Origin of the sequence: Pseudomonas abyssi, assembly GCF_003444685.1 — a bacterium.
Taxonomy (GTDB): Bacteria; Pseudomonadota; Gammaproteobacteria; order Pseudomonadales; family Pseudomonadaceae; genus Halopseudomonas; species Halopseudomonas abyssi.
In genome coordinates this window covers 171,735-184,267 of sequence record NZ_LMAZ01000002.1, presented here as the reverse complement: position 1 = coordinate 184,267, position 12,533 = coordinate 171,735, and the positions used below count along the sequence as shown (strand labels likewise).

The window sequence follows — 12,533 nt, the reverse complement described above, 5'->3', positions numbered from 1 at the left end:
CTGGTTTATGTCTGCAGTATCGACCGAGTGCGCATCGCTGCGTCTGCGTTCATGGGTGTACCTGGGGCTGGTCATGGGCTTGAGCGTCAGCCCGCTGGCTATCTCCACCAGTTACGCGCAGGAGGTGGAACGGCGCAGCTATGCGGTGCCGGCCGGCGAGCTGGGCGCGGCACTGACCCGCTTTGCCGGTCAGGCTGGCGTGAGCCTGTCGGTTGATCCGGCGCTGATGCAGGGCCGCCGCAGCGAAGGCCTGTCCGGCAGCTACAGCGTGGAGGAGGGCTTTGCTCGCCTGCTGCAGGGTAGCGGGCTGCAGCTTCAGCCGGTACGCGCTGGCGGCTATACGCTGGTCGCGGCGCCTGCCCAGAGCGCGGCACTGCAGATTGCTCCGATCACGGTCGTGGGCGTCAGCCCGCAGCTGGCCAGCGGTGAGCGTTACGCCGGCGGTCAGGTAACCATGCAAACCTCCCAGGGCATGCTCGGCTCACGCGACTTTATGGACACCCCGTTCAGCGCAACCACCTATACCAGCGAAACCGCCCAGAACCAGAATGCCCGCACCCTGCTGGACCTGATTGCCAATGATCCGTCGGTGCGCTCCACCAACCCGGCCGGTGGCCGTTTCGAGCAGTTCACCATTCGTGGATTCAGCCTGTTCAATACCGATGTTGCCTTCAACGGCCTGTACGGTGTTCTGCCGACCTATTCGATCGACATGGAGATGGCTGACCGGGTGGATGTGATCAAGGGCCCCAGCCAGTTGATCAACGGCATATCGCCGCGCGGCGCTGTGGGTGGCGGCATCAATCTGGTATCGAAACGGGCCGCCGATACGCCACTGACCGAGTTCACCGGCAGCTACGCCTCCAACAGCCAGGTCGGCGGCGCACTCGACGTGGGACGGCGCTTTGGCGAAGACAACCGCTTTGGCCTGCGCTTCAACGGCGTGCGCCAGGCAGGCGATACCGAGTGGGACCACCAGCACGTCGACCGCGAGATGGCGGTACTGGGCCTCGACTACCGGGGCGAGCGTGTGCGCCTGGGCGCGGACATTGGCCACACCGAGCGCGATACCGATGCACCGCAGGAGCGCGTGCTGATTGGCGCAGCCGCGCCGATTCCGGACGCCGACCGGGTCAATGACAACTACGCGCAGGCCTGGAGCAAGGCCCGTACTGAAGACACTTTTGCTGCGTTCAATGGCGAGTACGACATCAACGAGGACCTGCTGTTCTACGGTGCGGCCGGTGTGCGTGAGAGCGACCACGACTTTCTGCGTCATAACGTGTCGATCATCAACGAGGCCGGTGACTTCAATGTGCAGCCGCGCGACTTTACCCGCGATGAGAGCGTGCGCACGGCCACAGCCGGCCTGCGCAGCTGGCTGCAGACCGGGCCGGTCAGCCATGAGCTGAATCTGGCTGCCAGCTATTTCTACATGGACTTCACCAACGGCGGCGCGCGCTACGCCACCGGTCCGAGCAACCTGTATGACCCGGTGCCCACGCCGGCACCGGGCGCGCCGACCCGTATCGATAACGAGGTCTACACCGAGAACCGTTTCAGCGGTGTCGCGCTGGCCGACACCCTGGGTTTTATGGATGACCGCCTGCTGGTTACCCTGGGCGCGCGCTGGCAGCGGGTGAAGGTGGATGACTGGACGAACGGCATCAAGGGCGAAACCGCGTACGACGAGGAAAAGGTTTCGCCCTCGGTTGGTGTGGTATATCGGCTTGCACCGGAGGTGTCGATCTACGCCAACTACATGGAAGGCTTGAGCCAGGGCAAGATCGCCCCGTCTACCTCGATCAACGAGGATGAAATCTTCGCGCCCTTTGTCAGCCGGCAGGTGGAGGTGGGCGCCAAGTACGACCGGGGCGACGTTGGCGTCACCCTGAGCGCCTTCCGCATTCGTCAGCCCGCCTATGAAACCGACGCCGCCACTGGCGTGTTCGGCCCCAACGGCAAGCGCGAGAACCGCGGTATTGAGTTGAGCACCTTTGGCGAGCCCTGGCAGGGTGTGCGTCTGCTCGGCGGCCTGATGTACATCGACAGTGAACTGACCGCCACCAACGATCCGACCGAGGACGGCAACCGTGCACCTGCTACGCCTGAGTACAGCGTCAATCTGGGCGCCGAGTGGGATGTGCCGGCGGTGCGCGGTCTGACCCTGACCGCCCGTGGCATTCACTCCAGCTCGCAGTATCTGGATCAGGCCAACAGCAAGAAGATCGACGGCTGGGAGCGTTATGATCTGGGTGCGCGGTACGCCTTTGCCGCTGCCGGCAAGGATGTCACCTTGCGTGCCAGCGTGGAGAATGTGCTGGATGATCGCTCCTGGATTTCTGCCGGGGCATCGGACGACAGCGCTGCCGGCCTGACCTTGTCAGCGCCGCGTACCTATCTGCTGTCCGCCACCATCGGCTTCTGAGCCAGGCGCTGCCCAGGCTGGTTGTCGGCCTGGGCAGCGGCGTTCGGTCATCCGCGTCTGTCGCTTTGCTGCGGACGCGACATGACATTCAGTACAAAAGCCGGATAATGGCGGGCTATTCAACCCGCCCCCACGTCTGGTGTTCTGCATGGAAATCAAGGTCAACTTTCTCGACAACCTCCGCCTGGAAGCCAAGTTTGATGACTTCACGGTAGTGGCTGATCAGCCCATCCGCTACAAGGGCGATGGCTCTGCTCCGGGCCCGTTTGACTACTTTCTGGCGTCATCGGCGCTGTGCGCGGCGTACTTCGTCAAGCTCTACTGCAATACCCGCAATATCCCTACCGACAACATCCGTCTGTCGCAGAACAACATCGTTGACCCGGAAGACCGCTACAAGCAGATCTTCAAGATTCAGGTCGAGCTGCCCGCCGACATTTCCGAGAAAGACCGCCTCGGTATTCTGCGCTCGATCGAGCGCTGTACGGTCAAGAAGGTGGTGCAGACCGGCCCTGACTTTGTCATCGAAGAGGTCGAGAATCTGGATGCTGACGCCCAGTCGCTGCTGATGCCGGTGCAGACCGAGGGCAAGGGCACGCGCATCCTGGGCAAGGACCTGCCGCTGGAGCAGACCATTGCCAACATGTCGGGGCTGCTGGCAGGCCTGGGCATGAAGATCGAGATCGCCTCCTGGCGCAACATCGTGCCCAACGTCTGGTCGCTGCATATCCGTGACGCCCAGTCGCCTCTGTGCTTTACCAACGGCAAGGGCGCGACCAAGGAAGCGGCGCTGGCCTCGGCGCTGGGTGAGTTTATCGAGCGGCTGAACTGCAACTTCTTCTATAACGATCAGTTCTGGGGCGAAGACATCGCCAGCGCGGACTTCGTGCATTACCCCAACGAGCGCTGGTTCAAGATCGGGCGCAATGATGATCTGCCCGTCGGGCTGCTCGACAGCTACTGCCTGGATATCTACAACCCGGAAGGGGAGTTGCGTGGCTCGCACCTGATCGACACCAACTCCGGCAATGCCGAGCGCGGCATCTGCGCCTTGCCCTATGTGCGCCAGTCCGACGGCAAGGAGGTGTACTTCCCCTCCAATCTGATCGAAAACCTGTTTCTCAGCAACGGCATGAGCGCGGGTAACACCCTGGCCGAGGCGCAGGTGCAGTGCCTGTCCGAGATTTTTGAGCGAGCGGTCAAGCGCGAGATTCTGGAAGGCGAATTGGCGCTGCCGGATGTGCCGCAGACTGTGTTGGACAAATACCCGGGCATTGTTGCCGGCATCAAGGGGCTGGAAGAGCAGGGCTTCCCGGTCCTAGTGAAGGACGCTTCGCTTGGCGGCCGGTTCCCGGTGATGTGCGTCACGCTGATGAACCCGCGCACTGGCGGTGTGTTTGCTTCCTTTGGCGCGCACCCGAGCTTCGAAGTGGCACTGGAGCGCAGCCTCACCGAGCTGTTGCAGGGGCGCAGCTTTGAAGGGTTGAACGACCTGCCGCAGCCGACCTTCGAGTCTCAGGCGGTGACCGAGCCGAACAACTTTGTTGAGCACTTTATCGACTCCAGCGGTGTGGTGTCCTGGCGCTTCTTCAGCGCCAAAGCCGACTACGATTTTGTCGAGTGGGACTTCTCCGGCCAAGGGGCGGATTCCAACCAGCAGGAAGCCGATACGCTGTTCGGCATTCTCAAAGACCTGGGCAAAGAAGCCTATATGGCGACCTACACCGACCTGGGCGCCAACGCCTGCCGCATTCTGGTGCCGGGCTATTCCGAGATCTACCCGGTCGAGGATCTGATCTGGGATAACACCAACAAGGCGCTCGACTTCCGCGCCGATGTTCTCAACCTGCACAGCCTGGATGATGAGCAGTTGCAGGCGCTGGTCGAGCGGCTGGACGAGAGTGGCCTGGATGATTACACCGATATCAAGACGCTGATCGGCATCGAGTTTGATGACAATACCACCTGGGGTCAGCTGACCATTCTCGAGCTCAAGCTGCTGATTCATCTGGCGCTGCAGCAGCGTGATGAGGCCAAGGAGCTGGTCGAAGCCTTCCTGCAGTTCAATGACAACACCGTGGAGCGCGGCCTGTTTTATCAGGCGCTCAACGTGGTCTTGGAGGTGCTGCTGGATGAGGAGCTGGCGCTGGCCGATTTTGAGCCCAACTTCCGTCGGATGTTTGGCAATGAGCGCATGGATGCGGTGATCGGCTCGGTGAATGGCGATGTGCGTTTCCATGGCCTGACACCCACCAACATGCAGCTGGAAGGGCTGGACCGCCACCTGCGCCTGATCGACAGCTACAAAAAGCTCCACGCCGCCCGCGCCAAGGCGGCCACCAGCGTCGCCCGCAATGACGACGCCACAGCCAAACCCCTCCTGCAACCCTCCCGCCCCCGATCCGCCTGGCGCAAAAAGCCGTAGGGCGGAGAACGCCAAAGGCTTCTCCGCGTCGTCGCGGCGCGGTGGTTCTGGTGGAGAACGCTGCGCGGTTCTCCACGCTACGGGGTTGGGCGGAGAGTGCCAAAGGCTTCTCCGCGTGGTCACGGCGCGTTGGCTCTGGTGGAGAACGCTGCGCGGTTCTCCACGCTACGGGGTAGGGCGGAGAGCGCCAAAGGCTTCGCCGCGTGGTCACGGCGCGGCGGTTCTGGTGGAGAGCGCTGCGCGGTTCTCCACGCTACGGGTAGGGCGGAGAGCGCCAAAGGCTTCTCCGCGCGGTTGCGGTACGGCGGTTCTGGTGGAGAACGCTGCGCGATTCTCCGCCGACAAAGACACACCTTATTCACCCAATCTCAGCGCCTCGTCATCCGGCGCGTCACCCCAATCCGCTGGATATAGCCCGGCAGCGACCGCGCGATGAAAGCTGGAATAGGGCCAATCGGCCAGTCGCGTCACATGCCCATGTTTGATCGGGTTGTAGTGGATGTAGTCCAGGTGGCGTCGGTAGTCGTTGTCGTCACGAATCAGGTGTTCCCAGTAGCGGCGTTGCCAGATACCACGCTCGCCGCGCCGTAGCTGTGTTGCGGTGCGTGGTTCAGTGGCTGGCAGGCGTTTTGAGAAGCTGTGTTTGATCACTTGCCAGCGCAGCGAGTAGTCACCATCTCCGAGTGGCAGGGTCCAGATGCAGTGCATGTGGTCGGGCAGCACTACCCAGGCGTCAATGTGAAAAGGATGGCGATCGCGCGCTGCGCGCACGCAACGCCGCAGCAGGTCGATCTCACGCACCAGCAGGTCGCTCCTGCGGTCGTGCAGGGTGACGGTGAAGAAATAGCTGGCACCCGGGGCGCGTGCGCGGCGGTAGCGGGGCATGGACTGACGGTTCTCTGAAGGCGATGCTGCACCATGGGCCACAGGCGCTCCGCGGCCAATCAGTTCAGAGCGGGGATGTGATGCGTTCGGGGTTTGCCGGGGCGGATTCTGTGACCTGTTGGCGCTGGCTTCAGGGCGTGAGATAGCGTGCGACGATCTGCTGGTAACTGCCTTCACTGACCAGCTCCTGCAGGGCTGCAGTGTAGGCAGCAACAAACGCCAGGTCATTGGACGCCTTGCTTAGCGCGACCTCTGCGGCTTCGGTTGAGACCACAATGTGGGTGGCCGTGATGACGTTGGCCAGGCCGAGCTGCTGAATTTCCCAGGCACCGGTGTGTTCGTCGGCAATGGCGCCGTCAATGCGTCCTCGGGCAATCATGCGCCACAGACTGCTGCGCTGGCTGACCATGGCGACGCGCTTCGCGTAGGCTGGGTCGCTCATCAGCTGGAGGTAGTCAGGGCCATACAAGACGTCGATCTGCGCGCCAAGCCGAAAGGGCGTTTCGGCCAGCGCCTGGAGCGAGTCGGCAGGCCAATTGCCGATCGCTTCGTGGTGGGCAAACAGCAGGTTGCGGGCTGGCGGCAGCACCGGGCCAGAAAAATGCGCGTAGACCTCACGCTCAGGGCGACGAAATGCACCGGGCAGAATATCCAGTCTGCCGGCTTCCAGCTCCCTCAGCGCGCGTGCCCAAGGCAGTTTGCGCAGCACGGTCTTGCAGCCCAGGCGTTCGAGTACGGTGGTGTGGGTATCAATGTAGATGCCTCGCACGCTGCCGTCTGCCAGTAACATGCTGTAGGGCGGGTCGTCGTTCCAGCGCAGGTTTTTCTGACAGGGTTCTGATGCATTGGCAGGTGACAGCGTCAGTAAAACGAATGCAAGCAGCCAGCCGCCACGGCGGGTGCCTCGGGTGCCTACCTTGGCTGGAATCCACTGCATTCGCGCTCGGCTCTACCATTTTGATTGAGGGAGTCTAGCAGGATGTATGCCGGGTACGGGAAGGGGGCAAAACGGACATTTTTTGCATTTTCTCATGTTCTGCAGCAAGTAGCGGCTGGCGCAGCGGCCAGCCGCTGATGAGCGACACCTAGGCTGTTTCTGCCAGCTCCGCCGCTTGCGTGGCCTGCTGCAGCTGCTGCACCAGTGCATCGACTGCCGCATTGGCCTGGGCGACTGACGAGGCCAGCACCTCACCGCCCACTTCCTGCCCCTCGATGGCGATCTGATGGATCTGTGTGATGCCCATAAAGCCCAGAGCGGTGATCAATGCGGGCTCCAGGTGATTGAGGGCTTCCAGCTCGCCACCCGGACCGAAGCCAACCCCACCGCGTGCGCTGAGAATGATCGCGTGGCGAGGGCGGTCAGCCAGCAGCGGCGTATACGGATCGGCCGGGTTGCTGGTGTCGATATCCACGGTCTTGCCCGGGCGCACAACCTGATCGATCCACGCCTTCAGGGCGGCGGGCATGCCGAAGTTATACATCGGCACACCGATGACCAGAATATCGGCCGCGATCAATTCGTCAGCCAGTTGGTTACTTTCCGCGAGCGTCTCATGCATCCAGGGCTCTCGCTGCGCCTCGGGCGTGAAGCTGGCGGCGATCAAGTCATGACTGACGCAGGCGGGTGGGTGTTGCCCGATGTCACGGTAGGTGGTGGTGTCTTGCGGACGTTGCGCCAGCCACTGGCTGACAAAACGCTGGCTGAGACTTCGGCTGTGTGAGCCGTGCAGATCCTTGCCGGCGAAACCGGGGCGGGCGCTGACGTCGAGCTGAAGAATGTGCGGCATGGGTTTTCTCCTGAAGTTGAATTCATCTGAAATTGGCAGCACACTCAGGCTAAGGTCGCGTATAAATTGCGACAAACGATGAATATTTTGACGTTCAGCTGAAAGGAACTCATCTATGGTGCAGCGCAAGTTACCGCCGCTGTCTGCGCTCCGGGCATTCGAGGCGGCGGCGCGGCATGAGAGCGCCAAGCAGGCCGCTGAGGAGTTGTCGGTAACCGCAACGGCGATCAGTCATCAGATACGTTCGCTGGAAGAGTCGCTGGGCGTGTCGCTGTTTGTGCGCAAGCCGCGCAAGCTGGAGCTGACTGCGCCGGGGCGTGAACTGAAAGACGTGCTGGAAGGCGCCTTTGACAACATCAGCGCTGCGGTTGAGCGCTTGCGCAGGACCCCGCAGCGGCAGGCCATTACCCTGACCACCACGCCGGTGATCGCCTCTCGCTGGCTGCTGTCGTGGGTCTGCATGTTGCGCGAAACCCACCCGACCATCGACCTGCGTATCCACGCCTCGCATGACGCCGTGGCACTGGATGGTGTGACCGCCGATATCGCTATCCGCTACGGCGACGGCCGCTGGCCTGGCATGGTGGCGGAGAAGTTGCTGGACAACACCTTCGTTCCTGCTTGCAGTCCGCTGCTCGGTTTACACGATGTGAACGAGCTGCCCAGGCATTCGCTGATTCATTTTCACAGCCCTGTTATCGGTTCCGGGCCGGTGGATTGGGCGGGCTGGCAGAAACTGGCGAAGGTGCCTGGCCTGGATGTCAGTGCCGGGCTGGTGTTCTCCGATGAAACCCATGCGGTATCGGCAGCGGTAGGCGCACAGGGCGTGGCCTTGATGAGCCGTGAATTGATCGAGGACGAACTGGCTGCGGGTCGGCTGGTGCAGCCCTTCGGCCCGGAGATCAAGGGCAAGGCGTTTTATCTGGTCTACCCGGAAAGCCGCAAGAACGAGCCAACCATTCAGGCGGTGAGGGATTGGGTGATGGCGGTGCCGGGCGGGGTCTGCACGCTTTGAAATCGGGCTGCGTTTGGCTGCGGGACCGATGGCGGACACGCTGCGCTTAGGCCGCCCTACGATTGGGTCGGAGGTAGGGTGGACAAAGCCGCAGGCGTGTCCACCGCCCCCCCGCTCTGGAGCGTTTACAGCCCCAGCTTCTGCGCGACGTAGTCTGCATCCTTGTCGCCGCGGCCGGACAGGTTGACCAGGATGTGGCTATCTTTCGGCAGGTCTGGTGCTTCGCGCATGGCCCAGGCCACGGCGTGGGCGCTTTCCAGTGCAGGGATGATGCCTTCGGTACGCGACAGGGTCATAAAGGCATCCAGACATTCCTGATCGGTAGCGGATTGGTAGTCGACGCGGCCGATGTCTTTCAGATAGCTGTGCTGCGGGCCGACGCCGGGGTAATCCAGACCGGAGGCGATGGAGTGCACGGCAGACGGATTGCCTTGTTCGTCTTCCAGTACGTAACAGGCCATGCCGTGCAGTTCGCCGGGCTTGCCGACCGACATGGTGGCGGCGTGCCGGCCAACCTTGTCCAGCCCCTCGCCAGCCGGCTCCACGCCGACCAGATGCACGGCCTCGTCGTTCAGGAAGGCGGTAAACATGCCCATCGCGTTCGAGCCACCGCCAACACAGGCAGCAACGTGATCAGGCAGACGGTTGTATTTGGCGAGGAACTGCTCGCGTGACTCGTTGCCGATGATCGACTGGAAGTCACGGACCATTTTCGGGAACGGATGCGGACCAACCACGGAGCCAATCGCGTAGATGTAGTCCGTCGGGTTCTTCAGGTACTCCTCAAAGGCGCTGTCGACCGCTTCTTTCAGGGTCGCTGCGCCGCGAGTAACCGGCACCAGTTTGCAGCCGAGAATGCGCATCTTGGTGACGTTCGGGTGTTCCTTCTCGATATCCACCTGCCCCATGTGAATCTCGCAGGGAATGCCCACCAGCGCACAGGCGGTAGCCAGTGCCACACCGTGCTGACCGGCACCGGTCTCGGCGATCACCTTCTTCTTGCCCATGAACTTGGCCAGCAGTGCTTCGCCCAGGCAGTGGTTGATCTTGTGCGCGCCGGTGTGGTTCAGGTCTTCGCGCTTGAGGTGAATCTGCGCACCGCCGAGTTTCTCTGACAGACGCTTGGCGTGAAAGATCGGGCTGGGGCGGCCCACGTAGTCGGCAAACAGACTGGCCAGCTCCTGCTGAAAGTCTTCGCGCTGGCGGATCTCTTCATACGCCTTGTCGATATCGTCCATCGCCTGCTTCAGCTCCGGCGGTACCAGTTGGCCGCCGTAGGGGCCGAAGTAACCGTTGGCATCAGGCATCGGAGTGGAGAGCAGGTCTTGGGGCATGGCTGGGGTGTCCTTGCGAGTCATGGGGGTATTAAGACAGCGGTAGTGTAACCAGTGCGAGCAGTCAGCGCATCCGCGAATATTGTCGATCAAACGCGCTGGAATAGGCGTTTGCGAGGTGCGCGCGGAGGCGGTGTGGCTATGCCGGCTCGCCTCTGTATACGCTGCGCTGCAGACTTCTCATCATTCGCAGTGATAATCGGCTATGGCCGCCAAATCTCCACTATGATCGGCAAGCGCAGGACTTGCGCAGCAATAACAATTACAAAAAACACTGGAGGTTTACCTTGCCAACTGCATCTTGGTCTCGGGCTGCCGTGCCCGTAGCGCTGTCTGCATTAATGCTGAGTGGTTGTTTGAGTGGTGGCGGTGGGGGCAGCGATTCTCCGCCGGTTGCCGAAACCCGCGCTCAAGATAGTCGTGACTTCCGTGCTGAATTGCCAGCTACCTTGCCGGCCGCGCTGGCCGGCACATCTATCTACTTCGGTATCTATGAGGGGCTGCAGGGCGATGCCATCTATTCGGTTGAAGTGCCGGATGGCTGGGATGGTGATGGGCTGGTTATGTGGACCCATGGCTATGCAGGCGAAACACTCGACCTGAGCCTTGCCATGCCGCCGGCAGCCTGGCGCTTGGCTGTACTGAACGCCGGGTACGCCTGGGCGGCGTCCTCCTACTCCGCCAATTGGTACGATGCCCGTGCCGGTATCGAAGATACCAACAAGCTTGCTCTCAACGTTGTTGACTATATCGAGCAGGACTACGGCGAACGGTATACCGCTCCCAGTCAGTACCTGATCTCGGGGGTTTCGATGGGCGGCCACATCGCTGCCGCCGCGGTTGATCGCGAGAATCTTGAGCAAACCCAGTTCTCTGTGCCTTATGCAGGGGCTGCGCCTTTTTGCCATGCAGAGCAGAATGAGTTTCAGTGGTTGGGCGACTACACCCGGGTAATGATGGAAATCTCCGGCTACGGCGATGAGGACTACTCTCGCTTCCTTGAGCTGGCGGGTGAGTTTACCGACTTTGGGTCTGCTTCTCTTATTACCTCTCCTGGTCCCATGGTTGATGCGCTGTTCAATCAGTTGCCCAATGGCTGGCCGAACTGGGCGTCACCGAAGGGGGTTGCCGGCGAGCGGCTGGTAGCCATCGCCGAAAACCTGACTGGCGGTAAGAGGCCGATTTTCAACATTGGTTATGCCACGCCCTTGCAGGACATCGTGCTGGGCACCGGCGGCAGCGATGGTCGCATCAATGGCATCCTGCTCAAGAGCATGTACGGGAATGAGGATGTGGTGTATCGCTGGACCACTGGCCCCACACCCACCGCAGAAGAGATCGAGTTTAACGAGTCTCTTGATCGCGTCAGCGCCGATCCGGACGCCAACCCCCTACGTGACGACGGGGTGCGCTGGATACCGCTGGTCAACGGGGACTTTGACGTACCCGTTCTGACCATGCACACGCTTGGCGACTTCTACGTACCGTTCCGTCATCAGCAGTTGTACCGTGAGCGCGCAGAGGCCAATGGCAATGAAGACTTGCTGGTGCAGCGGGCCATTCGAGCGCCGAGCCACTGCGACTTCTCGGACGGTGAGTACACCGCCGCGATCAACGACTGGCTGACCTGGGTAAACGGTGGCGCCAAGCCGGCCGGTGACGAGGTGCTTGATCCGGTCGTGGTTGCAAACGACAACTACGGTTGTACCTTCACTGTGGGTGAGCGCGCCGGCCTGCCGGCCTGTGCAACTCCCCCGTGATAGCAACGTCCTGGTAGCCCGACTACCATGACATCGGCCCACGATTGCGTCGCTCTGGCGCAATCGTGGGCTCTTCCTGCAGATTTCAGGTGACTTTCTGTCACCGCGATATATGATGCGCCACCGCCATTTCAGCGCCAGGCCATCATGTCTCACAACGCCATCTACACGGACCTATCGGGTTACTACGACCTGATGTGCGCCGACATCGATTACCCGGCCCAAAGCCAGTCTGTGCAGCGTATCCATCAGCTGTTCGGCAACGGCGGTCAACGCCATCTGGACCTGGCCTGCGGTACCGGCCCGCACGTGCGTCACTTTCTGGATGCGGGGTTTCAGAGCAGTGGTCTGGATATCAACCAGCCGATGCTGGATCTGGCGCAGCAGCGCTGCCCGGAGGCAACCTTCTCTCAGCAGGACATGTGCGGCTTCCGCGTCAGTCAGCCGCTCGATCTGATCACCTGCTTTCTCTACTCCATCCACTACAGCGGCAGTATCGACCGGCTGCGCGCGTGCATAGCCAGTGTCCATGCTGCGTTGGCCGATGGCGGCGTGTTCTGCTTTAACAGCGTAGATAAAAGCCAGATCGACAACAGCTCCTTTGTGTCCCATTCGGTGCGTCAGCACGACGCCACCTTCTGGTTCAGCTCTGGCTGGTATTACGCAGGGGAGGGTGAACAACAGCGCCTGCGTCTGCGCATCGAACGCACGGATGCACAGGGCACCCAGCTCTGGAAAGACGAGCACCCGATGGTTGCCGTGACCTTCGGTGAGCTGCTTGAATTGCTGGAGCCGTATTTTGAGGTGCAGCTGCTGGCGCATGACTATCAGCGGCTGGTGTCCTGGGATGGAGCATCGGGGAACGTACTGGCTGTCTGCGTCAAACGTTGATTGATCGC

At 61.5% G+C, this 12,533-nt stretch carries 9 protein-coding genes; 5 read left to right on the top strand and 4 right to left on the bottom strand.

Going from position 1 to position 12,533, the window contains the following annotated elements:
- Positions 1 to 7: 7 nt before the first annotated feature.
- The gene (locus tag ASB58_RS08985; RefSeq protein ID WP_118130173.1) at positions 8 to 2,428 is read left to right on the top strand and encodes a TonB-dependent receptor; all 2,421 of its coding nucleotides are present in this window, start codon (positions 8 to 10) and stop codon (positions 2,426 to 2,428) included.
- Positions 2,429 to 2,576: 148 nt separating this feature from the next.
- Positions 2,577 to 4,853 (top strand): OsmC domain/YcaO domain-containing protein, encoded by a 2,277-nt coding sequence (locus tag ASB58_RS08980; RefSeq protein ID WP_118130172.1) that lies wholly within the window; start codon positions 2,577 to 2,579, stop codon positions 4,851 to 4,853.
- A gap of 354 nt (positions 4,854 to 5,207) precedes the next feature.
- Here the strand turns inward: ASB58_RS08980 and ASB58_RS08975 are convergent, their stop codons facing one another.
- From ASB58_RS08975 to ASB58_RS08965, 3 genes are all read right to left on the bottom strand, one after another.
- The gene (locus ASB58_RS08975; RefSeq protein WP_118130171.1) at positions 5,208 to 5,738 is read right to left on the bottom strand and encodes an REP-associated tyrosine transposase; all 531 of its coding nucleotides are present in this window, start codon (positions 5,736 to 5,738) and stop codon (positions 5,208 to 5,210) included.
- Positions 5,739 to 5,868: 130 nt separating this feature from the next.
- Positions 5,869 to 6,675 carry a substrate-binding periplasmic protein gene (locus ASB58_RS08970; protein WP_118130170.1) on the bottom strand — a complete coding sequence of 269 codons (807 nt, stop codon included), beginning with the start codon at positions 6,673 to 6,675 and terminating at the stop codon, positions 5,869 to 5,871.
- Between the two features lie 148 nt (positions 6,676 to 6,823).
- The gene (locus ASB58_RS08965) at positions 6,824 to 7,525 is read right to left on the bottom strand and encodes an FMN-dependent NADH-azoreductase (RefSeq protein WP_118130169.1); all 702 of its coding nucleotides are present in this window, start codon (positions 7,523 to 7,525) and stop codon (positions 6,824 to 6,826) included.
- A gap of 115 nt (positions 7,526 to 7,640) precedes the next feature.
- On the opposite strand from ASB58_RS08965, the gene ASB58_RS08960 reads away from it, so the two are divergent.
- Positions 7,641 to 8,540, top strand: a complete 900-nt coding sequence (locus ASB58_RS08960) for a LysR substrate-binding domain-containing protein (RefSeq protein ID WP_118130168.1) — start codon at positions 7,641 to 7,643, stop codon at positions 8,538 to 8,540.
- A 125-nt stretch (positions 8,541 to 8,665) separates the two neighbouring features.
- Here ASB58_RS08960 and trpB read toward each other — a convergent pair whose 3' ends face one another.
- Positions 8,666 to 9,874: a tryptophan synthase subunit beta gene (gene trpB / locus ASB58_RS08955; RefSeq protein WP_118130167.1), complete on the bottom strand. Its 1,209-nt coding sequence runs from the start codon at positions 9,872 to 9,874 to the stop codon at positions 8,666 to 8,668.
- A gap of 287 nt (positions 9,875 to 10,161) precedes the next feature.
- Here trpB and ASB58_RS08950 point away from each other — a divergent pair, with 287 nt between their 5' ends.
- Together ASB58_RS08950 and ASB58_RS08945 are read left to right on the top strand one after the other, a co-directional pair.
- Positions 10,162 to 11,634 (top strand): alpha/beta hydrolase, encoded by a 1,473-nt coding sequence (locus ASB58_RS08950; protein ID WP_202974614.1) that lies wholly within the window; start codon positions 10,162 to 10,164, stop codon positions 11,632 to 11,634.
- 147 nt (positions 11,635 to 11,781) lie between these two features.
- Complete coding sequence (locus tag ASB58_RS08945) at positions 11,782 to 12,525, top strand: class I SAM-dependent DNA methyltransferase (RefSeq protein WP_118130165.1); 744 nt, start codon at positions 11,782 to 11,784, stop codon at positions 12,523 to 12,525.
- Positions 12,526 to 12,533 lie beyond the last annotated feature (8 nt).

Coding starts and splice junctions, on each gene's coding strand:
- ASB58_RS08985 (WP_118130173.1), top strand. CDS start 8: ATGTCTGCAGTATCGACCGAGTGCGCATCGCTGCGTCTGCGTTCATGG.
- ASB58_RS08980 (WP_118130172.1), top strand. CDS start 2,577: ATGGAAATCAAGGTCAACTTTCTCGACAACCTCCGCCTGGAAGCCAAG.
- ASB58_RS08975 (WP_118130171.1), bottom strand. CDS start 5,738: ATGCCCCGCTACCGCCGCGCACGCGCCCCGGGTGCCAGCTATTTCTTC.
- ASB58_RS08970 (WP_118130170.1), bottom strand. CDS start 6,675: ATGCAGTGGATTCCAGCCAAGGTAGGCACCCGAGGCACCCGCCGTGGC.
- ASB58_RS08965 (WP_118130169.1), bottom strand. CDS start 7,525: ATGCCGCACATTCTTCAGCTCGACGTCAGCGCCCGCCCCGGTTTCGCC.
- ASB58_RS08960 (WP_118130168.1), top strand. CDS start 7,641: ATGGTGCAGCGCAAGTTACCGCCGCTGTCTGCGCTCCGGGCATTCGAG.
- trpB (WP_118130167.1), bottom strand. CDS start 9,874: ATGCCCCAAGACCTGCTCTCCACTCCGATGCCTGATGCCAACGGTTAC.
- ASB58_RS08945 (WP_118130165.1), top strand. CDS start 11,782: ATGTCTCACAACGCCATCTACACGGACCTATCGGGTTACTACGACCTG.